Genomic DNA, 25,451 nt, shown 5'->3' with positions numbered 1-25,451 from the left:
AATGTATACAGCCGTTGTCTTCCTCCCGCTGTTCGCCGCGATCATCGCCGGCCTGTTCGGCCGCAAGATCGGCGACAAGGGCGCGCAGATCATCACCTGCGGCGCGGTCGGCCTGTCGGCCCTGCTGTCCATTCCGATTTTCATCGAGGTGGTCTTAAACGGGCATCCGGCCAGCTTCCAGCTTTTGAACTGGTTTTCCTCGGGGAATGTGGAGGACGCCTGGGCGTTGCGTTTCGACACCCTGACCGCGGTGATGCTGATCGTCGTCAACTGGGTCTCCTTCATGGTGCATGTCTATTCCATCGGCTACATGCATCACGATCCCTCGGTGCCGCGCTTCCAGGCCTATTTGTCGCTGTTCACCTTCGCCATGCTGATGCTGGTGACCTCGGACAATCTCGTGCAGCTCTTCTTCGGATGGGAGGGCGTCGGCCTCGCCTCCTATCTGCTGATCGGCTTCTGGTACGAGAAGCCCTCGGCCTGCGCCGCGGCCATCAAGGCCTTCGTCGTCAACCGCGTCGGCGACTTCGGCTTCGCGCTTGGCATCTTCAGCGTTTTCGTCCTGTTCGGCTCGGTCAATTTCGATCCGATCTTCGCCGCCGCGCCCGCCAAGGCGTCCACGGTCATCCATGTCTTCGGCATGGACGCCAACGCCATCACCGTCTGTTGTCTGCTGCTGTTCGTCGGCGCCATGGGCAAGTCGGCGCAGCTCGGCCTGCATACATGGCTGCCCGACGCCATGGAGGGCCCGACCCCCGTTTCCGCGCTGATCCATGCGGCGACCATGGTGACGGCCGGGGTCTTCATGGTGGCCCGCATGTCGCCGCTTTTCGAATATTCGCAGACCGCGCTCAATGTCGTGACGGTGGTCGGCGGCCTGACGGCGCTTTTCGCCGCGACCGTCGGCTGCGTGCAGAACGACATCAAGCGGATCATCGCCTATTCGACCTGCTCGCAGCTGGGCTACATGTTCTTCGCCATCGGCGTCTCGGCCTATCAGGCTGGCATCTTTCATCTGTTCACCCACGCCTTCTTCAAGGCGTTGCTGTTCCTGGGCGCCGGCTCGGTGATCCACGCCATGTCGGACGAACAGGATATCCGCCGCATGGGCGGCATCTGGAAGCGGATACCGCTGACCTGCGTGCTGATGTATATCGGCAGCATCGCGCTTGCCGGAATCCCGCCCTTCGCCGGCTACTGGTCGAAGGATACGATCCTTGAGGCGGCCTGGGGCGCCGGAACGCCCTTCGGGCAGTTCGCCTACGCCCTCGGCGTCGCCGCGGCCTTTCTGACAGCGTTCTATTCCTGGCGCCTGCTGATCCTGACTTTCCACGGCAGGCCGCGTGCCGATGAGCATGTGATGGCCCATGTCCATGAATCGCCGGCGGTGATGACCGTGCCTTTGATGGTCCTGGCGGCGGGCGCCATCTTCAGCGGCTATGTCGGGCACGAGGACTTCATCGGCGAGGGAATGGGACGCTTCTGGAGCAAGTCCATCCTGCTGATCGATGGACATGAGGCGTTGCACAACGCCCATCATGTGCCGACGACCATCAGCCTGCTGCCGACCATCGTCGCCGTCAGTGGTATCGCGCTCGCCTATGTGATGTATATGTTCGCGCCGGCCCTGCCGCGCTGGCTGGCCAAACGGTTCCATGGCATTTACCGGTTCCTGCTCAACAAGTGGTATTTCGACGAGCTTTACGACTTCCTGTTCGTCAAACCGGCCTTCTGGTTGGGCAACGGCCTGTGGAAGGGGGGCGACGGCGCCGTCATCGACGCCTGCGGTCCCGACGGCCTTGCCGCGGTCACGCGGGATCTGGCGCGCCGCGCCAGCGCCCTGCAGAGCGGCTATCTTTACCACTATGCCTTCGCCATGTTGATCGGGGTCGCGGCCTTCGTGACATGGTACATCGTCAAAGCGGGGTGACGTGATGACCGACTGGCCTTTGCTTTCCATCACGACCTTCCTTCCCCTGCTGGGAGCGGCGTTCATCCTGTCGATTCGTGGCGAGGCCGAGGTTGTGGCGCGCAACGCCCGCAACGTGGCTTTGCTGACCAGCGTGGCGACCTTCCTGGTCTCGCTGCTGGTTTGGGCAAACTTCAACAGCGGCACCGCGGATTTCCAGATGGTCGACCAGGCGCGCTGGCTGCCCGGATTCGACATCTCCTACAAGATGGGCGTCGACGGCATCTCGCTGTTCTTCGTTCTCCTGTCGACCTTCCTGACGCCGCTTTGCATCCTGTCCGCCTGGGTCGCGGTGCAGAAGCGGGTCAAGGAATACATGATCAGCTTCCTGATCCTCGAGACGATGATGGTGGGCATGTTCTGCGCCCTCGATCTGATCCTTTTCTACGTGTTCTTCGAAGCCGTTCTGATCCCGATGTTCATCATCATCGGGGTGTGGGGCGGGCCTCGCCGGGTCTATGCGGCGTTCAAGTTCTTCCTCTATACCCTGTTGGGATCGGTGTTGATGCTGCTGGCCATCCTGGCCATCTATTTCGACGCCCACACTACCGACATCCAGGTATTGATCGCCCACCCGTTCCCGGTGGCCATGCAGACCTGGCTGTGGCTGGCCTTCTTCGCCTCCTTCGCGGTCAAGGTCCCGATGTGGCCGGTGCACACCTGGCTGCCCGACGCCCATGTCGAGGCGCCGACGGCGGGGTCGGTCATCCTGGCCGGCGTGCTGTTGAAAATGGGTGGTTACGGGTTCCTTCGCTTCTCCCTGCCGATGTTCCCGGTTGCCTCCCATGATTTCGCGCCCCTGGTCTTCACGCTGTCCATCGTCGCGGTGATCTACACCTCGCTGGTCGCCCTCGTGCAGCAGGACATGAAGAAGCTGATCGCCTACAGCTCGGTGGCGCATATGGGTTTCGTCACCATCGGCGTCTTCACCGTGCAGGTGCAGGGTATCGAGGGCGCCATCTTCCAGATGCTGTCCCATGGTGTCGTCTCCGCCGCGCTGTTCCTGTGCGTGGGCGTCGTCTACGACCGGATGCACACGCGCGAAATCGCCCGTTACGGCGGTCTGGCGTCGAAGATGCCGGCTTACGCCCTGATCTTCATGGTCTTCACCATGGCCTCGGTCGGGTTGCCCGGCACCTCCGGATTCATCGGCGAGTTCCTGGTGTTGATGGGCGCCTTCCAGACCAACAGCTGGGTGGCCCTGCTGGCCGCCACCGGTCTGATCCTCGGGCCCGCCTACATGCTCTATCTTTACCGCCGGGTCATCTTCGGCAAGCTGGTGCGCGAGGATCTGAAGTCGATTCTCGACCTGAGCGGCCGTGAAATCGCGGTCTTCGCCCCCCTCGTCGTGGTGGTGATCTGGATGGGCGTCTATCCCGTGTCCTTCCTTGAGCCCATGCATGCCTCGGTGGCGAAATTGATCAATGACTACCAGCTCGCGCAAACCGCCGCCGATACGGCGTCGGTCGCCGTGCGCTGAGAGGGGAGGGGGTACTCGTGCAGGAATTGCCGAACTTCGCGCCGGCCTTGCCGGAAATCTTCATCGCCTTTTCGGCCATTGCGCTGCTGCTGCTGGGCGTCTTCCGCAAGGAGGACGCGACGCAGGGGATCACCGTGCTCGCCATCGTGGCCATGCTGTTTGCCGGGCTTCTGGTCCCGGCGGCGGCGGGCGGACGAGTGGTGACCTTCGGCGGCATGTTCGTGGTCGATGGATTCTCTGCCTTCACCAAGGTCCTGGTGCTGCTGGCCTCGGCTTTCACCATGGCCATGTCGGCCAACTGGCTTCATCGTGAAAAACTGGAGCGTTTCGAATATCCGGTGCTGATGCTGTTGGCCACGCTCGGCATGATGCTGATGATCTCGGCCAACAATCTGATGGCGCTTTATCTGGGTCTTGAACTGCAAAGCCTCGCGCTTTACGTCCTGGCGGCCTATCAGCGCGACAGCGGACGGGCGACCGAGGCGGGGCTCAAATATTTCGTCCTGGGCTCGCTGGCATCGGGCATGCTGCTCTACGGCTCGTCCCTGATCTACGGCTTCGCCGGCACCACCGGCTTCGACGCGCTGGGCCATTCCTTCGCCCAGGGCGTTCCCGTCGGGGTGACCGTCGGCATGGTGTTCGTCATCGCCGCCCTGGCCTTCAAGATTTCCGCCGTGCCTTTTCATATGTGGACGCCCGATGTCTATGAGGGGGCTCCCACGCCGGTCACCGCCTTCTTCGCCGTCGCTCCGAAGATCGCCGCCTTCAGCCTTCTGGTTCGGGTCATGGTCGGTCCGTTCGGCGATCTCACCCATCAATGGAGCCAGGTGGTGATCTTCATCTCCCTGGCCTCGATGGCGTTGGGTGCCTTCGGCGCCATCGCGCAGAACAATATCAAGCGGCTGATGGCCTACAGCTCGATCGGTCATGTCGGCTATGCGCTGATCGGTCTGGCGGTGGGCGACCAAGTGGGGATCCGCGGCGTACTGATCTATCTCGCCATCTATCTGTTCATGAACGTCGGAACTTTCGCCGTCATCCTGGCGATGCGCCAGAAGGGGCGTCTTATGGAAGGGATCGACGACCTCGCCGGGCTGTCGAAAACCCATCCGATGAGCGCCGCGGCGATGGCCATCTTCATGTTTTCGATGGCCGGGATTCCGCCGCTGGCCGGATTCTGGGGCAAGCTCTACGTCTTCATGGCCGCCATCGAGAAGGGCTTCATCACCCTCGCGGTGGTCGGCGTGCTGACCAGCGTGGTCAGCGCCTATTATTATCTGCGCATCATCAAGGTGATGTATTTCGATGAACCGGTCGAGGCGCTGGATCATGGCACGGGCAAGGGCCTGAGCTTCATCGTCGCCTTCAACGCCATCCTCATCGTCGTCTTCACCTTCCTGCCGTCCTCGCTGGTTTCTTCCGCCAGCACGGCGGCCGCGGCCTTGTTCGGAGGATGACGGCCTATTCCCTAGCCGCGCCGTTCCGGCTGATCGCGCTCGAAAAGGTGGACAGCACCAACGACGAGGCCCGGCGCGCGGCCCAGGCCGGAAGCGGACACGGGACGGTGGTCTGGGCCCGCGAGCAGACGGCGGGACGCGGCCGCCGTGGCCGCGAGTGGGTCTCTCCGGCCGGCAATCTCCATTGTTCCCTGCTGTTGGATGGCGGTCCCGAGCCCAGCCGGACGCCGCAACTGGCCTTCGTCGCCGCCGTCGCCGTCCGCGCCGCCCTGGCCGATCTGGTGCCGGGAGCGGTGTTCCAGGTGAAATGGCCGAATGACGTGCTTTGCCATGGGCGCAAAATCTCGGGCATGCTGCTCGAGCAGGCGTCGTCCCTGATCGTCGCCGGCATCGGGGTGGATGTCGCCTTCGCGCCGGAACCCGGTCTTTATCCGACCACCTGCCTGCGCCAGCTGGGCAGCGGAGCCGAGCCCTTCGACGTGTTGGCCGGTCTGTGCGAGCATCTGGGCGTCTGGTACGCCCGCTGGCGGAGCGAGGGCTTCGCCCCGATCCGGCAGGCCTGGCTGGACGGGGCCGCCGGCCTGTCGGGACCGGTGACCGTCCGTCTGTCCGATGAGACGGTCCTGGAAGGGACGTTCGCCGGCCTCGATCCCGAAGGGGCCCTTCTTCTCGTCGAAGCCGGCGGCGGGCAGCGCAAGGTGCTGGCCGGCGATGTCTTCTTCCGTCGCTGAGGATTGGATGTAAGAGGGGGGCAAAAGGGCGGACAAAAGCCCTTCTCCCCTCGTGGGAGAAGGGGTGGGATGAGGGGCATTACGCCGACAGGCGGAAGAGAACTCTCAGGCGTCGTGCGACATTCTCCCTCACCCTCCCGCTAACGCGGGCCCCTCCCTCTCCCACAAGGGGCGAGGGAGAAGACTATGAAGCCCGGCCTTTCGCACCTCTTACGTCCCAAGCCCTCAAGCCAGGGCGCGGTCGAGATCTTCGATGAGATCGTCGGGATCCTCCAGCCCGACCGACAGGCGGAAGGTGCCGTCTCCCGTCCAGGCCCGGTAGTTCGCCTCGTCGGCGCCGGTCAGGCGGAACGACGAGCGGATGATGTCCTCGCTCGGCACATAGCAAAGCAGGCTGCGCGTCTTGCCGAGGGAAACCGCGTAGGAAAACACCGAGACGCGATCAGCCAGTTGCCGGGCCAGTGCCGGTCCGTTCTTTGCCGAGAATGAAACCATCCCCGAGAAGTTGCGCATCTGGCGTTTGGCCAGTTCGTGTTGCGGGTGGGCGGGAGAGCCCGGCCAATAGACCTTGTCGAGGCGCGGGTGGCCGGCCAGGAAGTCCGTGACGGCGGCGGCATTGCTTTGGTGGGCCCGCATGCGCAAGGGAAGGGTTTCCAGCCCACGCATGATCAGCCATGCGGCGAAGGGATTGAGGGTTCCGCCGAAGTGGATCAAAGCCTCCTTGCGCAGGGAATCGATCGCCTCTTTCCGGCCGATGACGGCCCCGCCCAGGGCATCGCCATGCCCGCAGATGTATTTCGTCAGGGAATGGATGACATAATCGGCCCCCAGGCTCAGCGGATTGGTGCCGAAAGGGGTCGCCAGCGTCGAATCGACGGAAAGCTCGGTGCCGTTGGCGCGAGCCAGGGCGGCGATGGCGGCGATGTCGGAGAGCCGCAGGATCGGGTTGCCCGGCGTCTCGATGTGGATCAGCCGGGTTTCCGGCCGGAAAGCGGCGGCGACGGCCGCGATGTCGGAGGTGTCGACGGCCGTCGACAGGATGCCGTACTTCGGCAGGATGTCGTGGACCAGTTCGGCGACGCCGGCATAGCAGACGTTGGAGACGATCAGATGGTCCCCCGCTTTCAACCGTTCGAGGAAAAGGCCGGTGACGGCGGCCATGCCGCTGGCGAAGGTCAGCGCGGCTTCGCCGCCTTCCAGGAGGGCCAGCCGCTCCTCCAGAAGATCGGTGGTCGGATTGCTCCAGCGGGTGTAGAAATGCGGCGCCTTGTCCGTCAGGTCGTTGGCCGAAAATCCGACGGCATCGGGGTGGCTGTAGAAGCTGGTGGCCGGCGAAAGCGTGTTGAGCACTGGCTCGCCGACGGCCTTGGCGGACGTTCCGCCATGGATGGCCTGGGTAACGGGTTTGGTCACGAGGTTTGGGACCTTTCTCATGATGCGGGCATGACGACCAGGCTTGTTGTGGCCAGCGCCTTGTTCTTGCCCTTCCGAAGACACATGTCCTGCGGACAGGGCCGACCGGTGACGTTTGCGCTTCGCACTTCGCCTCGTCGCGACTAGTATGCCGCCCTTCCGCGTGCCCATCCTTGGACAAGGGGGGCGTTTTGCCGATGGCGCCCTGCTTTAAGACTGGGAACGAGGATGCTGCTGGTTATCGATTCGGGCAACACCAATATTGTTTTTGCCTTGTTCGAAGGAGATCGGGTCCGGGGGGAATGGCGGTCCTCGACCGATACCAACCGTACCGCCGACGAATTCGGCGTCTGGCTCGACCAGTTGCTGTCCATGGAGGGCATCGACCGGCGTCAGGTCAACGCCTGCATCATCGCTTCCGTGGTGCCGGCGATGGTCTTCTCGCTGAAACAGCTCTGTCGCCGTTATTTCGGTTGCGAGGCGCTGGTGGTCGGTGACGAGGATGTCAATCTGGGCATCAAGGTGCTGGTCGACCGCCCCGAGGAGGTCGGCGCCGACCGGCTGGTGAACTCCGTCGCCGCCCACAGCGCTTACGAGGGGCCGCTGATCGTCATCGATTTCGGCACGGCGACCACCTTCGACATCGTCGACGAAGACGGCAACTACTGCGGCGGCGTCATCGCGCCCGGCATCAATCTGTCGCTGCAGGCACTGCATATGGCCGCCGCCAAGCTTCCCCGCGTGGCGATCGGCCGGCCGAAGACCGTCATCGGCAAGGCGACGGTGCCTGCCATGCGGTCCGGGGTCTATTGGGGATATGTTGGCTTGATCGAGGGACTTGTGGGACGCATAAGACATGAATTCGGCTCGGATATGACGGTGGTGGCGACCGGCGGCCTGGCGCCCCTGTTCGCCGAGGCCACCGAGGTGATCCAGCATCTCGACTTTGACCTGACCCTTCGCGGTCTTTTGCAAATTTACCGATTGAACCGTCCCTCATGAGCACATCAGACAACGACGAACTGGTCTTTCTTCCCCTCGGCGGGACCGGAGAGATCGGCATGAACCTCAATCTGTACGGCTGCCGTGGCAAATGGCTGATCGTCGATCTGGGGGTATCCTTCGGCGACGACAGCATGCCCGGGGTCGAGGTGTTCATGCCCGATCCCGGCTTCATCGCCGACCGCCGCAAGGATCTCCTCGGCATCGTCCTCACCCATGGGCATGAGGATCACCTGGGCGCCGTCGCCCATCTGTGGCCGCGCTTGCGCTGTCCCGTCTATGCTTCGCCCTTCACCGCCTCCCTGCTGAGAACGAAGCTGGTCGAAGCCCATCTGGAGGACGAGGTCGAGGTGCATGTGGTGCCGCTCGGCGGAGCCGTGCGCCTGGGGCCGTTCGGTATCGAGTTCGTCACCCAGACCCATTCGATTCCCGAACCCAATTCACTGGCCATCGACACGCCGTTCGGCCGCGTTCTGCATACCGGCGACTGGAAGTTCGATCCCAGGCCGCTGATCGGCGCGCCCGCCGACGAGAAGCGTCTGGCGGCGCTGGGCGACGAGGGCGTTCTGGCCCTGGTCGGGGATTCCACCAATGTCTTCAAGCAGGGCGCCGCCGGTTCCGAATCCGATGTCCGCGACAGCCTGACCGAATTGCTGGGGCGCTATCGGGGGCGGATCGCCGTGGCCTGCTTCGCCACCAATGTGGCCCGGCTGGAATCCATCGCCGTGGCCGCCGCGGCCCATGACCGCCATGTCGCCCTGGTCGGGCGCTCCTTGTGGCGTATCGAGAAGGCGGCGCGGGAAAACGGCTATCTGAAGGAAATCCCCGAGTTCCTGACCGAACATGACGCCGCCTATCTGCCCGAGGACAAGGTCGTCTACATCTGCACGGGAAGCCAGGGCGAGCCGCGTGCCGCCCTGGCCCGCATCGCCAACGATACCCATCCCCATGTGACGCTGAAGACGGGCGATGTGGTCATCTTCTCGTCGCGCATCATTCCGGGCAACGAGCGTTCGATCTTCCGTCTGCAAAATCAACTGATCCGCCAGGGGGTGGAGGTCGTCACCGAGAAGGACCATTTCGTCCATGTCTCCGGCCATCCGGGACGCGACGAGATGTGCCACCTTTATGAATTGGTGCGGCCCAGGATCAGCGTTCCCGTGCATGGCGAGGCCCGCCATCTTCAGGAACATGCGCAACTGGCCAAGGATTGCGGTGTTCCCGAGACCGCCATCCTGCAGGACGGCGAGATGCTGCGTCTGGCGCCGGGACCCGTGGAGGTCGTCGATTTCGTTTCGATCGGCCGGCTGGCCGTCGACGGGACGCGCCTGGTGACGATGGATTCGGTCATCATGCGTGATCGCCACCGCATGGTGCATAACGGCAGCGCCGTGGTCACCATCGTGCTCGACCGGTTGGGGAGCCTGCTGGGCGATCCGCAGATTTCGGCCCATGGCCTGCTCGACGCCGAGCAGGAGGCCGACGCCCATGAGGCGGTGGTCGATGCCGTGCGCGACGCCATCGAGGAAATGCCGAGGTCGGGCCGGCAGAACGACGATCTGGTGCGCGAGGCCACCCGTCTCGCCCTGCGCCGGCATATGAAGCAAAGCCATGGCAAGAAACCGCTGACCGACGTGCATCTGGTGAGGGTCTGATACCGGAGAATCCGATCTTTTGAGGAAATGGGTATAACCTTAATTTTTTTATGTGTATAACTCTGTCTTCCTCATTGTTAGGGAGTACCCGTTCTATGATCGGTAAACTCAACCATGTCGCCATCGTCGTTCCCGACCTCGACGCCGCGACCAAGACCTACCGCGACGTCCTGGGCGCCAAGGTTTCCGAACCCCAGACACTGCCTGCCCATGGCGTGACGGTGGTTTTCGTCCTGCTGGACAACACCAAGGTCGAATTGTTGCTGCCTTACGGCGAAAACTCGCCGATCCAGGCGTTCCTCGACAAGAATCCGTCGGGCGGCATTCATCATGTCTGCTACGAGGTCAAGGACATCATCGCCGCTCGCGATAAGCTGAAGGCCAGCGGCGCGCGCGTCCTCGGCAATGGCGAGCCGAAGATCGGCGCCCATGACAAGCCGGTGTTGTTCCTGCATCCCAAGGATTTCATCGGAACCCTGGTCGAACTTGAGCAGGCGTGAGGCTGGGAAGCGTTCGTTTGAAACGTGCGAACTGCGCCGGCCTGTTTTGGCGCGGCGCAGTTCTCATGTCCGGTTAAGCTTCCCGGGCGTGGTTCCAGGTTGAAAAGACGCTGAGGGCGGCGTCGTAGACCTCGACCAGATTGTCGTCTTTCTCCGCCAGGGCGGATGTCCGCAGGGCACCGATTTCGGTTTCGGTCTCCTTGATGATCGACAGCACGTTCTCGCCCTTCAATTCCTTTTTGCCCCGATCGAGGTAGTCGCGCGTCTTGATGCGCGACTGGGCTTGCCGTTCCCCGGTGTTCACGCCGGTACGCGCGACGAGAAGTTGGCTGAGAAGATCTTCAGCTTTGCTCATGAAAGTTCTCCGCAAGCGTCCAACGGCCTTTACGGCGGCGACGCTCTCGCGGCAGGGCAAAATTGCCATGCGACAATGTTCAGTCTATTTGAAGATGTATGCTGTCATCAAATAAATAATTATGTAGTAAATGTTATGTCGTCATTGCGACATTTATTGTATGTATTCCGACATTTTGTTAGAAAAGAATGGATGTCGACAAAAGGAATTTTTGAAAAATCTTCCACCCATGGTTTGCCGCCAAATTTTGATATGCGCGGTATCGTTTGATGCCGGCGAGCCATCCCCGGAGAGGGAAATCCGGGTTATAATCCCGGCGCAACGAGGAAAGGGTTTCCCCCTATGAGCTGGTATTGCGACGTCGCGCCGGGCCATCCCTATCATGGGCCCTATCATGATCGGGAATATGGCTTTCCTCTTTCCGACGACGCGGCGCTTTTCGAGCGCTTGTGTCTGGAGATCTTCCAGGCCGGCCTGTCCTGGCTGATCGTTCTGAAGAAGAGGGAGTCCTTGCGCGCCGCTTTCGACGGATTCCGGCCCGACGTCGTCGCCCGCTACGGCGAGGCGGAGGTGGCCCGTTTGCTGGCCGATGCCGGCATCATTCGCAATCGCCGCAAGATCCTGGCCGTCATCGAAAATGCCGGGCGCCTTCTGGCGTTGTCCGCTCAATACGGCTCCTTCGCCGCCTGGCTGGCGGCGCAGCCGGCCCAGTCGAAGGAGGCCTGGGTCAAGCTGTTCAAGAAGACCTTCACCTTCACCGGGGGCGAGGTGGTCAACGAGTTCCTGATGAGCATCGGGCTGTTGCCGGGAGCGCACCGCCCGGATTGTCCGGTTCAGTTGCGTCTGGACACGTTGGCGCGGGAACGCGCGGCGAAATGACCGATTTCAAAGAAAGGCGTAATGTCGGGAAGATGAAGGTGGGGCCCAAAAAGAATGGCAAGACCCGGAGGCCTTGCCAGTGTTCCTTCTCCCCTCGGAAAAGCGCCTTGGAAGGCGCTCTTGCATCCTCCCTAAACTCGGGCCTACCTCTGCGGGATTTGTTGCGCCCCTTTCTTTGTGAGGCGAGATTACGAAACTTCGGAGCCGCTGTCATCACAAATCACAAATGTATAATGGTTGGATTGAATATATTTTTGTTGCGAACGCGTCGCACTGGGCGACACAATCGGAAAGATCAAGGCAGGAGCGGTTTTCGATGATCTCGCGCGTCGTCTTTTTCACCATCCTGATGATCCCCTCGATCGCCCTCGCGGACCCGGTCGGAGTATCGGGGGCCGGCGTCTATGTCACGAGGAGCGATTGCATGGCGCTGGTCCGTCATCACCCGTCTCCCGACGTCGCCTATCAGCCGGGAACGGACGTGCATGGAAAATATGTCGCGCCGGCCGACCTGCCGGCCGACAACGGGGGTTTCACCCTGCCCGACAAGGTGCAGTTCGACCTGAAGATCAATCCGATGGATTACGTGAAGGGCCAGCAGAGCGGCTCGTCCAGCACCAGCGGGACGACCACCTCCTCCAGCAAATATGCCAATACGGCCATGCCCGTCGCGCGCATTTCGGTCGATCTGAAAACGGGGCAGACGTCGCTGAATGGCCGGCCGCTGGAGGGCGAGCAGGATCTTTATGTCCTGGAGGCCTGCCGCAAGGCCGGTTTTCGCTGATCTGAAGGTGGTATTCTAAAATTGACACTTGCAAACGAGCCGCATAGCTTGCGGCGACGCACATGAAACGTCAGGCTGCGAACCATGTCCGACACGCTTTCCATCGCCATCGCCCAAATCAATCCGACCGTCGGGGACGTGCAGGGTAACGTCGCGCGCATTCTGGACGCGCGGGCGCGGGCCGGGGATGCCGATCTGGTGATGGTGCCGGAACTGGCGCTGTCGGGATATCCGCCCGAGGATCTGGTTCTCAAGGATGCCTTCCTCGATACCGTCAAGGAGGGCATTGCCGCCCTGGCGGCGGCGACCAGGGACGGCGGGCCGGCCTTGATCGTCGGGGCGCCCCAGCTGATCGAGGAGCGGCGGCACAATACCGCGGTCCTGCTCGACGACGGCGCCGTCGCGGCGACGGTGATCAAGCATCACCTGCCCAATTACGGCGTTTTCGACGAGGCCCGCGTCTTCGTGCCCGGTCCGCTGCCGCAGCCGGTGATGTTTCGCGGTTTCCGCCTCGGACTGATGATCTGCGAGGACATGTGGTACGAGGATGTGGCGGCGGCGCTGGGCCGGGCCGGGGCCGAGATCCTCGTCGTGCCCAATGGCTCGCCCTTCGAGATCGACAAGCCGGACGATCGGCGCCGTCATGCCGCTGGACGGGTCCGCGAGACCGGCTTGCCGCTGATCTATCTCAATCAGATTTGCGGCCAGGACGAACTGGTCTTCGACGGCGCGTCCTTCGTGCTCGACGCGAAAGGCGAGGCGGTTCATCAATTGCCCTCCTGGCGGGAGGTGGTGGTGACCACCCGCTGGCGGCGCGACGCGGCCGGACTGGTCTGCGAGCCGGGCGCCCTGACACCGCCGCCCCCACGGCTGGAGGCCATCTACCAGGCCATGGTGCTGGGTCTGCGGGACTATGTGACGAAAAATCGCTTCAAGGGCGTTCTGCTGGGACTGTCGGGCGGCATCGACAGCGCCCTGTCGGCTGCCGTGGCGGCCGATGCCCTGGGGGCGGACAGGGTGCGATGCGTCATGATGCCCTCGCCCTATACCTCGCGGGAAAGCCTCGACGACGCGGCCGAAGTGGCCCGGCTTTGCGGCATCCGGCTGGACAGCATTTCGATCGGACCGGCGATGGAAGCCTTCACCGGCATGCTCTCGGGCGTCTTCGCGGGCGCCCAGGCCGACACCACCGAGGAGAATGTCCAGGCGCGGTCGCGCGGGCTGACCTTGATGGCGATGAGCAACAAGTTCGGCTATATGGTGTTGTCGACCGGCAACAAGTCGGAAATGTCGGTGGGTTACGCCACCCTCTACGGCGACATGTGCGGCGGCTATTCGGTGTTGAAGGACCTCTACAAGACCACGGTTTTCGAGGTGTCCCGCTGGCGCAACGCCCATCGGCCGGATGGCGCCCTGGGGCCGCGGGGGCCGGTGATGCCCGAACGGGTGATCACCAAGCCGCCATCGGCCGAACTGAAGCCCGACCAGAAGGATCAGGACACGCTTCCGCCCTATGATCAACTGGATGCAATTCTTTATTGCCTGATCGAACGGGAACTGGGGCCGGCCGAAACGGTGGCCGCCGGTCATGACGCCGCCGTGGTGCGCCGCGTCTTCCGCATGCTCGATCGGGCCGAATACAAGCGCCGCCAGGCGCCGCCCGGCGTCAAGATTTCCAGCCGCGCCTTCGGGCGCGACCGGCGCTACCCCATCGTCAATGGTTTCACCGACACGATTTGATTGAACAGATGACCGTCACGGTACGCTTCGCGCCCAGTCCCACCGGCCGACTGCATGTCGGCAATGCCCGTCCCGCCCTGATCAACTGGCTTTTCGCCAGGAAGCAAGGCGGGCGCTTCGTCCTGCGCATCGACGATACCGATCGCGAAAGAAGCCGCCTCGACCATGAGGTGGCGATCGGCGAGGATCTCGTCTGGCTCGGCCTGACCTGGGACGAGCGGGTCAATCAATCGGCGCGCACGGCGCTTTACGAGGAGGTGGCCGAGCGCCTGAAGGCGGCGGGCAGGCTTTATCCCTGCTTCGAGACCTCCGAGGAGCTGGAGTACAAGCGCAAGCGGCAGATGGCCCGCGGCGTGCCGCCCGTCTACGACCGCGCCGCGCTGAAGCTGACCGAGGCCGAGCGGAAGGCGTACGAGGCCGAAGGGCGCCGGCCGCACTGGCGCTTCAAGCTGGACGACGGCGAGGTCCGCTGGGACGATCTGGTCCGCGGCGCTTGCCATTATGACGTCTCCCATCTGTCCGATCCGGTGCTCATCCGCGCCGACGGCACTCCGCTTTACACCTTGCCCTCGGTGTTCGACGACGCCGATCTCGGCATCACCCACGTCATCCGGGGCGAGGACCATGTCACCAACACGGCGGCGCAGATCCAGATTTTTCTGGCCCTGGGCGCCACGCCGCCGCAGTTCGCCCATCTGCCCCTGCTGACGGACGCCGCCGGCCAGGGTTTTTCCAAGCGCCTGGGCAGCCTGTCCCTGGGCGAGCTTCGGGCTTCCGGGGTCGAGGCCATGGCGCTCACCAGCCTTCTGGCCAAGCTCGGCACCTCGGACGCCATTCAGCCGCGCCAGTCGCTGGATGCCCTGGTCGCCGAGTTCGATATCGCCAAGTTCAGCCGGGCGACGCCGAAATTCGATCCGGCGGAACTCGACCATCTGAACGCCCGCCTGTTGCACGAGATGAGCTTCGCCGACGCGGCGCCTCGCCTGAAAGGGGTGGGGCTGGACGGCGACGAGGCTTTCTGGATGGCCGTCCGGGCCAATCTGACGCAAATCAACGATGCCCGCGACTGGTGGCATATCTGCCGCGAAACCGTCGCTCCGGTGATCGAGGATGCCGCCTTCGCCGGCCAGGCCGCCGGGTTGTTGCCGCCGGAACCCTGGACGGCGGATACCTGGAAGAGCTGGACCGGCGCCGTGCAGCAGGCCACGGGGCGCAAGGGCAGGGAATTGTTCCATCCGCTTCGTCTGGCTTTGACCGGTCGCGAGAATGGACCCGAGCTCAAGACTCTGCTACCCCTGATCGGCCGGACGCGCGCCGCTGCCCGGTTGTGCGGCGAAGCGGCGTGATTGGAGCTATTTTTTTCGTCATGCCCGGACCTAGTGTTCTGGCGCCAACGGAAAGTACCCCCATCCGTCATTCCCGCGAAAGCGGGAATGACGAGGGAAACAAGCGTTGGCGTCAGAACACTAGTCGCTTGATCCGACCATGTGGATCAGCGGGTCAGGCCCGGTGATGACGAAAAGAGTGAGTGTTTTCACGCCGGACCAAAAACCGATCCCGTTGGGCGCATGCGCCCCGAACCTTAAGGAAACGCTAAATCCATGTCGCTCGCCTTCTACAACACCCTGACGCGCCGCAAGGAACCCTTCGTTCCCCTCGATCCGAAATGCGTGGGTATGTATGTCTGCGGGCCGACGGTCTATGACAGCGCCCATATCGGAAACGCCCGTCCGATCATCGTCTTCGACGTGCTCTACCGCCTTTTGAAGCGGCTCTATCCGGCGGTCACCTATGTGCGCAACATCACCGACGTCGACGACAAGATCAATGCGCGGGCCAAGGAGAACAAGGAGCCGATTTCGGCCCTGACGGCGCGGACCACCGAAGCCTTCCATGCCGATATCGACGCCCTGAACGCGCTTCGTCCCGACGTCGAGCCCCGGGCCACCGCCCATATCGCCCAGATGATCGCCATGATCGGCAAGCTGCTGGAACGCGGCCATGCCTATGAGGCGGACGGCCATGTGCTGTTTTCCGTTCCCTCGATGCCGGACTATGGCTCGCTGTCGCGGCGCAGCCAGGACGAGATGATCGCCGGCGCCCGCGTCGAGGTGGCCCCCTACAAGCGCAATGCCGCCGACTTCGTGCTGTGGAAGCCGTCCTCCGACGATCTGCCCGGTTGGGACAGCCCCTGGGGACGCGGCCGTCCCGGTTGGCATATCGAATGCTCGGCAATGAGCCGGGAATATCTGGGCGTCACTTTCGATATCCATGGCGGCGGGCAGGATCTGGTGTTCCCCCACCATGAGAACGAGATCGCGCAAAGCGTCTGCGCCCATGGCCAGCCCTTCGCCCGCTATTGGCTGCATAACGGCTATCTGATGGTCGAGGGCGAGAAGATGTCGAAATCCCTCGGCAACTTCTTCACCGTCCGCGATCTTCTGGACCAGGCGCCGGGCGAGGCCATCCGCCTGGCCATGCTGGCGGCCCATTACCATCAGCCGTTCGACTGGACGGCCGAAGGATTGAAGCAGGCCCGGACCGGGATGGACCGGCTCTATCTGGCCCTGCGGACCGTCGCCGACATTCCGGCCGAAGGGCGCGACCGGGTGCCGTTCGAGGTGATGGCCGCGCTGGAGGACGATCTCAACACGCCCCTGGCCATCGCCCATCTCCACGATCTGGCCACCCAGCTCAACAAGGCCGTCACCACCGACGAAAAGGCGAAGTGCAAGGGCGCCTTGCTGGCCGCCGGCGATGTGCTGGGCGTCTTGCAGCAGGATGTCGAGGCCTGGTTCCGCTGGGTCCCGCAAGCGGGCTCGGCGCTGTCCGACGATGCCGTCGATGATCTGATCAACCGCCGCATCGAAGCCCGCAAGGCCAAGAATTTCGCCGAGGCCGACCGCATCCGCAAGGAGCTGGCCGACCAGGGCGTGCTCCTTGAGGACGGGGCCGGCGGCACCACCTGGCGGCGGGCCTGAGGCGAGGGCCGATTGGCTGCGTTTCTGGACGTCGAGAAGGTTTCCAAGACCTACGGTCGCGGCGGCGGGGTCGTCGCCGCCCTGGACGATCTCAGCCTGCAGGTCGCCGAGGGCGGCATTTTCGGGCTGCTCGGCCCGAACGGCGCCGGCAAGAGCACGCTGCTGCGCGTCGTGCTCGGCCTGGTCCATCCGGATAAGGGATCGTTCCGTCTTTTCGGCAAAAGCCTGCGCGAGGCTCCCGGGGTGTTGCGTTCCGTCGGCGGCCTGATCGAGACGACCCGCCTTTATCCCTTTCTGACCGGCGAGGAGACGCTTTCCGTCCTGGCCGGATATGCCGGCGTTTCCTGTCCCGGACCCGAGCGCCGGGCCCTGCTGGCCCGCGTCGGACTGGAAGAGGCGGCCGGGCGCCGGGTCGGCGGCTATTCCCTTGGCATGAAGCAGCGGCTGGGCATCGCCTCCACCCTGATCGGCCATCCGCGCGCCGTGGTTCTCGACGAGCCGACCAACGGCATGGATCCGGTCGGCATCGTCGAAATGCGCGACCTGTTCCGCGATCTGGCGGAGCGGGACGGGGTGACCGTCATGCTGTCCAGCCACATGCTGGACGAGGTGCAGCGGGTTTGCGACCATGTGGCGATCCTCCATCGGGGCCGGCTGGCGGCCAGCGGGGCGGTGGCCGAGCTGATCGGCGGGGATCATCTGCTGCTCGACATCCGCCCGGTCGAAGAGGCTTGCCGCCTGATCGGCGATGCCGCCCGGCCGCAGCCGGACGGTCGGATCAAGGTCTCCATCACCCGTGACGAGGCCCCCCGTCTGTTGAGCCGTTTGACCGCCGCCGGCCTTGAGCTTTACGAGGCGAAATGGCAGGGGCGCGATCTCGAACGCTATTTCGTCGGACTGGTCGAGGAGGGCGGCGATGATCGGTGACGTCATGCGGGCGGAGGCCGAAAAGCTGCGCCGCGACGGCCGGCTGCTGTTCTGGGGATTCCTGTCCGTCCCTTGCGCCTTCTTCCTGTTCCAACTGGCCGCCATGCTGTTTTTTCGCGCCGCCGTCGTGGTGGACGTCAGCCATGTGGATGGCGTGCGGGATTTGAGCCATGCCCTGGGAATCGGCGGCAATCTTCTGGCCGAGATCTTTCTGGCCGGTGGCGCCGCCGGTCTGATGGCCGGCGATTATCGCTGGGAGACCTGGCGCTATATCGTTCCCCGCAGCGGCCGCACCGCCCTGATCGCCGGAAAGGTCCTCGTTTTCGTTTTGGCGGTCGCCGCCGTCGTCTGTCTGGTCGGATTGGCCGCCGTCGTCTTGGGTTTCCTCGAAGCCGGGCTGTGGCGCCATCCCATGCCGCGTTTCGACGGTTTGGCCACCGCCCTCGTTCCCCTGGCGGCGGCCTTCCTGGCATCCGTCCTGAAGGTGGCCATCTGGGGGGCGCTGGCCGCCCTGTTGGCGGTGATCACCCGCTCTCCGCTGGCCACCCTGTCCTCGGTCTCGCTGATCATCGTCATCGAGGCCGTAACCGCCGGAAGGCTGTCGATCGAGCATCTTTCCCCCCTCCAGCAATTGGCCGTTCCCAGCCTGGCGGTGGAGATGCTGCTGAACTGGAGCGTCGGGAGCGGCGGCGCCGACGGCATCTGGCCGCTGCTGGCGCCGCTTTCCCTGGCCGGCATGGCGGTTCTTTTGGCGGCGGCGGCGGCGGTCCTCTTCCATTGGCAGGACCTGGCGCGGGAGTGATCCGCGAAGACGCCCGGCGGTTATGCCGGGTTGATCTGGGAAAGCCGCCGCCGGGCGATTCGTTCATCCAGGCCGGAAAACTTCGAGTCGCTGTTTCTCTTGGGTTGATTACAAAAAGGCGGCCGGCGACACGGCAAAACGATTGCCCAATGCTTTCGCCTGCGCCGCCGTGATGTTGCGTTTGCCGCGCAGAACCTCGCTGACGACCGACTGTGTGCCGAATTCGGTGCGCAAATCGCTTTGCTTCAAGTCATGTTCGCGCATCAGGAAGGCCAGAACATCCGCCGGCGGCGCGTCCGGGATTTCAATATTCTCTCTCTCACTAAGCCTCGACCAGGGCCGACACCAAATCGAGCAGATCGACATCTTCATGTCCTTCATCGTCACCGATTTCGTCCAGAAGATCATTCATGAGCGCGGTCAGCGCCGAGTATTCCGCTTCGGAACGGGGCGGCGCGATCCGCACGGGCGACGATGCCCGGAAAGCCCGCCATGCATGCGACACCGTGGCGTCAAATGGGCTGTTCTCGGTAATCCTTTCTGTTTGCTCCGTTGTTTCCGACTCCGGCTGATCTTGCACCACTGATCATATTCCGGAGGCAATATGCGATATTAGAATAAGAAAGATTTTTCCGCGACCATGTGCTCCGTGTCGGGGGTGATCCGCAGATAAAGAGTTGCCGGCGCGGAAACAGTCTTGCCAGCCTTTAAAAGGGATCGCACAATTGAAAGCTGTATAAATCGTTGCCGTGATCCTGGAAAATGTATTTCGCGCACAGTCTTGCTGACGACGATAGCCAGGAAAAATGGCACAGGCTTCGCAATCATCTTACGGCGACCGGGACAAGGGCTTCGCGGTTCGCTGCGGAATTTGGCGGTGAGAATGCCGCCAGGATCGCCGGTCTTCTGCATGATTTGGGTAAATACTCCAGAAAATTCCAGGCGCGCCTCATGGGGGCGGCGGATCCGGTCGATCATTCCACCGCCGGGGCCAGGGAAATCCTGACGCTGGCCGCCGATGGCTTCGATCAGGTTGCCGCGCAGCTCGTCTCCTATGCCATCGCCGGGCATCATGCGGGGCTGGCGGATAAGGACGTCTTGCTGGATAGGCTCGGCAAATCCGTAGAGCCGATCGATGAAATCTGGCGGCAGGAAATCGATATCGATGTCGGGCCTTTGTGGCCGGCGGCGATCAAGCCGTCGCAAATATCGAGAGAGACCTGCGCCTTTCAACTGTCCTTTCTCGGACGGATGCTGTTTTCCTGCCTCGTCGATGCCGACTTCAAGGACACCGAGGGCTTTTACACGCCGGACGCCGATCGCGACTGGCCGGATTTGCGCGCGGAAATCGACGTTCTGATCGGTCGCTTCGACGCCTACATGGCGGACAAGCGAAAGAAGGCCGCCGTCAGCAATGTCAATGTCCTGCGCGACGAGATCCTGACGCATGTCCGTGGCCGGGCCTCGGACGGGAAGGGCCTGTTCACCCTGACGGTGCCGACGGGGGGCGGCAAGACCCTGGCTTCGCTGGGATTCGCGCTCGATCATGCCAAGGCGCACAATCTGCGGCGGATCGTCTACGCCATTCCCTTCACCTCGATCATCGACCAGAACGCCGCCATTTTCCGCTCTGTGCTTGGGGATGATGTCGTTCTCGAACACCATTCCTCCATCGACGAGGAAAAATTTCAGGAAAGAGAACGGCGGGATAAGCTGAAGCGGGCCATGGAGGATTGGGCCGCGCCGGTGGTGGTCACCACCAATGTGCAGTTGTTCGAAAGCCTGTTCGGCAATCGTCCCTCGCGGTGCCGCAAGCTGCACAATCTGGCCAACAGCGTCATCATTCTCGATGAGGCGCAGACCTTGCCGCTGAAGCTTCTGCGCCCCTGTCTGGCGGCGCTGGACGAACTGGCGCGACACTACGGCGCGACGATCATTTTGTGTACGGCCACGCAACCCGCGCTGGACGTCCGTGACTTCAAACATGGCGGTTTGGAACTGGAGGGGCGGGAACTCGCTCCCGACCCCAAGGCCCTGTCGCAAAAACTCAGACGGGTCCGGATTTCCAAGGGCCATGTCCTGGATGACGATGCGCTGGTCGACGCCTTGCGCGATCACCATCAGGCCCTGGTCATCGTCAACAGCCGCAGACATGCCCTGCGACTGTATCGGCAGGCCGGGCAGGCCGGTCTGGACGGCCTCGTCCATCTGACCACACGTCAATATGCCGTCCACAGGCGCCGAATTCTGGAGCGGGTCAGGACGGATCTGGAGAACGGAAAACCCTGCCGTCTGATCGCCACGTCGCTGATCGAGGCGGGGGTCGACGTCGATTTTCCATGCGTCTGGCGGGCGGAGGCCGGGCTGGACCAAATTGCCCAGGCCGCCGGACGGTGCAATCGCGAGGGCGGGCGGCCCATCGAGCAGAGCATCGTTACTGTTTTCAAGGCCAAGGACAATCCGCCGCCGGGCGAAGTCGCGCAACTGGCCGCCGATTTCGCCCGGATGGCGGAATCCCATGACGACCTTTTGTCGCCGGACGCCATGCGGGCCTATTTCAAGGAGGTCTTCTGGCGCAAGGGGGCGGGGCAACTGGATGAAAAGAAGATCCTGGGACAGTTCTCGCTGAGCGACGGACAAACGATGTTCAACTATCGGACGGCGGCGGCCGATTTCCGGATGATCGAAAGCGGTCTGGTCCCGGTGATCATCGATGACGGCGACCATGTGCGGCCGGTGCTGGACCGCCTGAATTCGCCGGATGCCTCTCCCGGCAAGGCCGCCCGCGATTTGCAATCCTTCATCGTTCAGGTACCGCCCAGGGATCGCGCCGCCCTGCTGGCCAATGGACGGGTGGCGTTCCTTCGGTCCGACCTGTGGGGGGAGCAGTTCGCCGTGCTGACCGATTCGAGCCTCTACCAGCCGGAAGTCGGCTTGGTCTGGGAAAACGCGGATGTTTTGGAAAATACGATTTTTTAGGGGGATAGCCCATGCCGCATGGCATCAGACTCTTGGTATCCGGTGATCACGCCCTGTTCACGCGGCCGGAAATGAAGGTCGAGCGGGTGTCCTACGACGTCATGACGCCCTCCGCCGCGCGGGGCATCCTGGAAGCCATTCATTGGAAGGTCGCTCCCCACAGGGGAGCGTGGATCGAAACGACGTTTACATGTGGCAAACGGCGGAACGAAAGGGTCGCTCCCCGCAGGGGAGCGTGGGGCGAAACCCTGGACATCCGCTAAATCACACATTTTAACATGGTTATTTGACAGACCTCCCCGCGCCGTCTCAAGCTACGGTTGATAATAATAAGGGGGAGGTATGTCACGATGACCCTTCGTTCGACCACGGCCTTGGGATTGCTCGCTTTCGTCCTGGCGTGCGGTCCTTTGGCGGCCGCCCAGGCCAAACCATTGATGATCGTCGGCAATGACGAGAAATATCTTTGGAACGACGACGGCAAGCCGGTCTTCTTTCCACCGGGCAGGGACAGTTTCGTCGTCGTCGATCTGTCCGATCCCGCCAATCCGAAGATCGACAGCGTCATCCCGCTGCCCAACAGCATCGCCGGCCCGCCGACCAACCTTGCCGTCCATCCGTCGGGGAAATTCGCCCTGCTGGCGGATTCCGTCGATGTGGCGGGCGATAACGGCACGCTGAAACTGGTGCCCGACAACAAGATTTTCGTCGTCGACCTGACGGTCGATCCTCCCCGGCTGCTCGATACCATCAGCGGAGGCAAGCAACCCTCCGGTCTCGATATCAGTCCCAAGGGGGACATGGCGCTGGTCGCCAACCGGGCGGACAAGTCGGTCAGCGTGTTTTCGATCAAGGGGACGGAGGTCAAACTGGTCGACACCGTTTCCCTTCCCGACAGCGTCGCCCATGTGCAGTTCACCCCGGACGGCAAGCGGGCGCTGGCGGTCCGCAATCTGGCCCATCAGATTTCCATCCTGGACATCGCCGACGGCAAGGTGTCCTACGGAAAGGTCGATCTGCCCACCGGCCTGATGCCCTACAATGTGGTGGTCACGCCCGACGGCAAATTGGCGCTGACCGTCGATCAGGGCAGCCTGGCGGCCGATGGCAGCATCGACGACATGACGGTCATCGATCTGGAAGCGCAGCCGCCGCGGGTCATCGACCGCATCGCCATCGGCGATTTTCCGGAAGGCCTGGCCATCAGCCCGAAGGGCGACGTCGCCGTGGCGACCGTCATCCGTGGTTCCACCGCCGCCAAGAATTCCTTCTTCTATGCGAAGAACGGCACCATCCAGGTGCTGAGGATCAACGGCAAGCAGGTGACCAAACTGAAGGAACTGGAGGTCGGCGGCGTGCCGGAAGCCATCGGGTTTTCGCCGGATGGCGGCTATCTCTATGTCGGTAATTTCAACGACGGCGACTTCTCGATCTTTCGTGTGCAGGGCACGGACGTCACCGATACGGGAAAACGCCTGAAGATGCCGGGACACCCCGCCTCGGCGCGGATCGGGCAGGGGCGGTAAGGGGCGGATTGGCTTGGCCGGGAAAACCTCGGCCAAACCCCTTTAGGCTTTTGTCGGAGTCTGTTTTTTTGTGCTTTTAGCGTGCGTCATTGTTTGTGCTATGTACATAGGCTTGTTTGAGTTGAAGGTAATCGGTTACGCAGGAGAGATCGCTTTCAGCAGAGGCCATTATCACATTCTGGGTTGACTGTGCTGTCGAGAACGGTCTTTTCTGAAAAGGGACTTTGTTGTCTAGCTCAACCTGAGGGACCGTAGCCCACCGAAATGCTGACACGAATCGAAATAGACGGCTTTAAGACGTTTGAAAATTTTGGTTTAGATCTCCGCCCTCTATCGGCCGTGGTCGGGCCAAATGCAAGCGGAAAATCGAACTTATTCGATGCTCTCCGATTTCTATCCCTTCTTGCTCAGCATGACATACGTACTGCAATGCAAGATTTACGAGGGGAGCCAGAGGAGCTTTTTCGAAAAACGCCTTCTGGAATTTCTGATTGCATGTCTTTTGCGATAGAGGTTTTACTGAGTCGTAAGGGAGTGGATGCTTTCGGAACAACTTATGAAATACCAGCACGTCGTCTTCGTTATGAATTGAAGCTCGGGTTAATTCTTGGTGCAGATGACATGCCGCGCGGCGTGTTTGTCCGCGAAGAATTTTGTGCCCCAATCTCAAAAAAAGATGATCGGGCCACGTTTTTTCGTAAATCTGAAGTCACTTACAATGCCCGCGTTAATCCATTCATACGGATCAATGATGATCGTGATGCGATTGTAGTGAGGCAGGATGGTCGGCAGAAACATGGTCGGCCAATGCAGCTTTCTCTCAAAGAGGCGTCTCGTACCGCGCTTTCAACGATCGCTACGGCTGAGTTTCCTCATCTTTATGCCCTTCGAGAGATGCTTGCGAGTATGAGGTTTCTTGAGATTAACCCCAGAGCAGCGAGGAGTGCAAACGACAGGTTCGAGGATCGAGCATTGAAACCAGATGCATCGAACCTATCGGCTGTCTTGGCGCGATTAAAAGATGAAACTGCGACAGAAACTAGGCCAAATGGCGTCCTGTCTGATATTAGCAGCGATCTTGCATCGCTTATACCATCAGTAAGTGGTCTCGATGTAAAAAATGATCCGAATCAAAGACAGTATTCATTTAGTATAGAATTTGTTGGTAATCAAGTTTTTAGTTCTAGGGTTATTTCTGATGGCACTTTACGGCTACTTTCTTTGCTTACAGTTCTAAATGATCCGGCAAGGCGTGGTACGTTATGTTTTGAGGAGCCGGAAAATGGTGTGCATGAAGGGCGCATACCTATGCTTGTAGATTTTCTGCGCAGTGCAGCTCACGCCTCTACTGAGCCATCTACCGCATCATTTCAGATTTTGATTAATACACACTCCCCAAAAGTTATGGCTGTACTTAGAGATGATGAGATTATAGTTGCGGACAGTGTAATAACGATTGACCCGACAACGCGTGCCCGAACAACACGAACGCGAATGCGGACAGGTATTGACCCGACTGGGGATTTACTTAATCCGGAGACGCGTCTTTCAAGGTTTGAAGCTGAAAGGCTGCTCCAGCATCCGACAGATGCGGCATGAATTACGTGAGTTGGGCAGCCCTATATGAAGGGGCGACGGATAGAGCGTATTTTGAAGTGCTCCTTCCAAAAATTATGGAAGAAATTGTACTTGTTGATGGCATATGCTCATCAATTATTCCTGATACGCCGTCTGTATTATTGACACGTTCAACAATTAATGATGTTGCTGAAGAGGCGTTCAGCGCCAGAGACGCTTTTAAGATAGTCTTTATTCATGCTGATACGGGGGGGCGTCTACTCGAGGGGGGGATGGAAATGCGCTCGTGCGCATACTGTACAGCCATGTATCTTAAATTTAAATTCCCTCTTGTTCGGTGCGTGGCGATCTCCCCACGTCACGAAACAGAAGCTTGGATACTTGCAGACCCAGATGCAGTCACTTCCGCACTCGGGTACTCTGGATCTGCTGAGTCACTAGAACTGCCTATCACCGCCACTGCCGCGGAGAGACTCGTTGATCCAAAACAGGTCTTGGAGCGCGCTCTGAAAATTGTTAGAGGTAGGCATCGTGCTGTAAACGTGCAGCAAGTATTTTCAGCTATCGCTCAAAGGCAGTCAGTTGACAGCCTTCGGCGAGCGGAATCTTTTCGATTGTTTGAGGTAAATCTTAGGGCTGCGTTAGCGGATCTTGGGTGTATTAAATAAATGAACTCTGTGGAGATGTGTCTGA

The 25,451-nt window shown here is 61.6% G+C and carries 23 protein-coding genes; 19 read left to right on the top strand and 4 right to left on the bottom strand.

Annotated elements, in window-relative coordinates; genetic code table 11:
• Position 1 precedes the first annotated feature (1 nt).
• The 4 genes from nuoL to CWS72_RS04530 are packed head-to-tail and all read left to right on the top strand — an operon-like array spanning position 2 to position 5,637.
• Positions 2-1,930: an NADH-quinone oxidoreductase subunit L gene (gene nuoL, locus CWS72_RS04545; RefSeq protein WP_101249377.1), complete on the top strand. Its 1,929-nt coding sequence runs from the start codon at positions 2-4 to the stop codon at positions 1,928-1,930.
• 4 nt (positions 1,931-1,934) lie between these two features.
• Positions 1,935-3,449 (top strand): NADH-quinone oxidoreductase subunit M, encoded by a 1,515-nt coding sequence (locus CWS72_RS04540; RefSeq protein ID WP_101249376.1) that lies wholly within the window; start codon positions 1,935-1,937, stop codon positions 3,447-3,449.
• Positions 3,450-3,466: 17 nt separating this feature from the next.
• Positions 3,467-4,906 (top strand): NADH-quinone oxidoreductase subunit NuoN, encoded by a 1,440-nt coding sequence (gene nuoN / locus CWS72_RS04535; RefSeq protein WP_101249375.1) that lies wholly within the window; start codon positions 3,467-3,469, stop codon positions 4,904-4,906.
• Positions 4,903-5,637: a biotin--[acetyl-CoA-carboxylase] ligase gene (locus CWS72_RS04530; RefSeq protein ID WP_101249374.1), complete on the top strand. Its 735-nt coding sequence runs from the start codon at positions 4,903-4,905 to the stop codon at positions 5,635-5,637. The genes nuoN and CWS72_RS04530 overlap by 4 nt, the downstream gene beginning before the upstream one ends.
• 225 nt (positions 5,638-5,862) lie before the next feature.
• Here CWS72_RS04530 and CWS72_RS04525 read toward each other — a convergent pair whose 3' ends face one another.
• Positions 5,863-7,050: a trans-sulfuration enzyme family protein gene (locus CWS72_RS04525; protein WP_241911573.1), complete on the bottom strand. Its 1,188-nt coding sequence runs from the start codon at positions 7,048-7,050 to the stop codon at positions 5,863-5,865.
• A gap of 228 nt (positions 7,051-7,278) precedes the next feature.
• Here CWS72_RS04525 and CWS72_RS04520 point away from each other — a divergent pair, with 228 nt between their 5' ends.
• From CWS72_RS04520 to mce, 3 genes are all read left to right on the top strand, one after another.
• The gene (locus CWS72_RS04520; RefSeq protein WP_101249372.1) at positions 7,279-8,052 is read left to right on the top strand and encodes a type III pantothenate kinase; all 774 of its coding nucleotides are present in this window, start codon (positions 7,279-7,281) and stop codon (positions 8,050-8,052) included.
• A complete protein-coding gene (locus tag CWS72_RS04515) occupies positions 8,049-9,707 on the top strand; it encodes a ribonuclease J (protein ID WP_101249371.1) in 1,659 nt (552 codons plus the stop codon). The genes CWS72_RS04520 and CWS72_RS04515 overlap by 4 nt, the downstream gene beginning before the upstream one ends.
• A gap of 95 nt (positions 9,708-9,802) precedes the next feature.
• Entirely contained in the window at positions 9,803-10,207 is a 405-nt protein-coding gene (mce, locus tag CWS72_RS04510) for a methylmalonyl-CoA epimerase (protein ID WP_101249370.1), read from the top strand.
• Positions 10,208-10,280: 73 nt separating this feature from the next.
• On the opposite strand, the gene CWS72_RS04505 is transcribed toward mce, so the two are convergent.
• Positions 10,281-10,562 (bottom strand): hypothetical protein, encoded by a 282-nt coding sequence (locus tag CWS72_RS04505; RefSeq protein WP_101249369.1) that lies wholly within the window; start codon positions 10,560-10,562, stop codon positions 10,281-10,283.
• Between the two features lie 342 nt (positions 10,563-10,904).
• Here CWS72_RS04505 and CWS72_RS04500 point away from each other — a divergent pair, with 342 nt between their 5' ends.
• The 7 genes from CWS72_RS04500 (at position 10,905) to CWS72_RS04470 (ending at position 18,675) form a co-directional block, all read left to right on the top strand.
• Entirely contained in the window at positions 10,905-11,441 is a 537-nt protein-coding gene (locus CWS72_RS04500) for a DNA-3-methyladenine glycosylase I (protein WP_101249368.1), read from the top strand.
• Positions 11,442-11,757: 316 nt separating this feature from the next.
• Positions 11,758-12,225, top strand: a complete 468-nt coding sequence (locus CWS72_RS04495) for a hypothetical protein (RefSeq protein ID WP_101249367.1) — start codon at positions 11,758-11,760, stop codon at positions 12,223-12,225.
• An 84-nt stretch (positions 12,226-12,309) separates the two neighbouring features.
• Complete coding sequence (locus CWS72_RS04490) at positions 12,310-13,965, top strand: NAD+ synthase (RefSeq protein ID WP_101249366.1); 1,656 nt, start codon at positions 12,310-12,312, stop codon at positions 13,963-13,965.
• A gap of 8 nt (positions 13,966-13,973) precedes the next feature.
• A complete protein-coding gene (gene gltX, locus CWS72_RS04485) occupies positions 13,974-15,311 on the top strand; it encodes a glutamate--tRNA ligase (RefSeq protein ID WP_101249365.1) in 1,338 nt (445 codons plus the stop codon).
• Positions 15,312-15,566: 255 nt separating this feature from the next.
• Positions 15,567-16,946, top strand: coding sequence for a cysteine--tRNA ligase (gene cysS, locus CWS72_RS04480; protein ID WP_101249364.1), 1,380 nt, complete (start codon positions 15,567-15,569; stop codon positions 16,944-16,946).
• A 12-nt stretch (positions 16,947-16,958) separates the two neighbouring features.
• A complete protein-coding gene (locus CWS72_RS04475; RefSeq protein WP_101249363.1) occupies positions 16,959-17,873 on the top strand; it encodes an ABC transporter ATP-binding protein in 915 nt (304 codons plus the stop codon).
• Positions 17,863-18,675 carry a hypothetical protein gene (locus tag CWS72_RS04470; protein ID WP_101249362.1) on the top strand — a complete coding sequence of 271 codons (813 nt, stop codon included), beginning with the start codon at positions 17,863-17,865 and terminating at the stop codon, positions 18,673-18,675. The genes CWS72_RS04475 and CWS72_RS04470 overlap by 11 nt, the downstream gene beginning before the upstream one ends.
• 108 nt (positions 18,676-18,783) lie before the next feature.
• Here the strand turns inward: CWS72_RS04470 and CWS72_RS27345 are convergent, their stop codons facing one another.
• Together CWS72_RS27345 and CWS72_RS27340 are read right to left on the bottom strand one after the other, a co-directional pair.
• A complete protein-coding gene (locus CWS72_RS27345; RefSeq protein WP_146002619.1) occupies positions 18,784-19,047 on the bottom strand; it encodes a helix-turn-helix domain-containing protein in 264 nt (87 codons plus the stop codon).
• Complete coding sequence (locus CWS72_RS27340) at positions 18,998-19,258, bottom strand: hypothetical protein (RefSeq protein WP_146002618.1); 261 nt, start codon at positions 19,256-19,258, stop codon at positions 18,998-19,000. The genes CWS72_RS27345 and CWS72_RS27340 overlap by 50 nt, the downstream gene beginning before the upstream one ends.
• A gap of 179 nt (positions 19,259-19,437) precedes the next feature.
• Here CWS72_RS27340 and CWS72_RS04465 point away from each other — a divergent pair, with 179 nt between their 5' ends.
• From CWS72_RS04465 to CWS72_RS04445, 5 genes are all read left to right on the top strand, one after another.
• The gene (locus tag CWS72_RS04465; RefSeq protein ID WP_101249361.1) at positions 19,438-21,654 is read left to right on the top strand and encodes a CRISPR-associated helicase/endonuclease Cas3; all 2,217 of its coding nucleotides are present in this window, start codon (positions 19,438-19,440) and stop codon (positions 21,652-21,654) included.
• 11 nt (positions 21,655-21,665) lie between these two features.
• Positions 21,666-21,917, top strand: a complete 252-nt coding sequence (gene cas5, locus CWS72_RS28885; protein WP_476718206.1) for a CRISPR-associated protein Cas5 — start codon at positions 21,666-21,668, stop codon at positions 21,915-21,917.
• Between the two features lie 87 nt (positions 21,918-22,004).
• Entirely contained in the window at positions 22,005-23,180 is a 1,176-nt protein-coding gene (locus tag CWS72_RS04455; RefSeq protein WP_199175542.1) for a YncE family protein, read from the top strand.
• Between the two features lie 264 nt (positions 23,181-23,444).
• Positions 23,445-24,779, top strand: coding sequence for an AAA family ATPase (locus CWS72_RS04450; RefSeq protein ID WP_101249360.1), 1,335 nt, complete (start codon positions 23,445-23,447; stop codon positions 24,777-24,779).
• Complete coding sequence (locus tag CWS72_RS04445) at positions 24,776-25,426, top strand: DUF4276 family protein (RefSeq protein WP_101249359.1); 651 nt, start codon at positions 24,776-24,778, stop codon at positions 25,424-25,426. The genes CWS72_RS04450 and CWS72_RS04445 overlap by 4 nt, the downstream gene beginning before the upstream one ends.
• The last annotated feature ends 25 nt before the right edge of the window (positions 25,427-25,451 follow it).

The organism is Telmatospirillum siberiense, assembly GCF_002845745.1.
GTDB classification, from domain to species: domain Bacteria; phylum Pseudomonadota; class Alphaproteobacteria; order Rhodospirillales; family Magnetospirillaceae; genus Telmatospirillum; species Telmatospirillum siberiense.
This window is presented reverse-complemented; position numbering and strand designations above follow the sequence as displayed.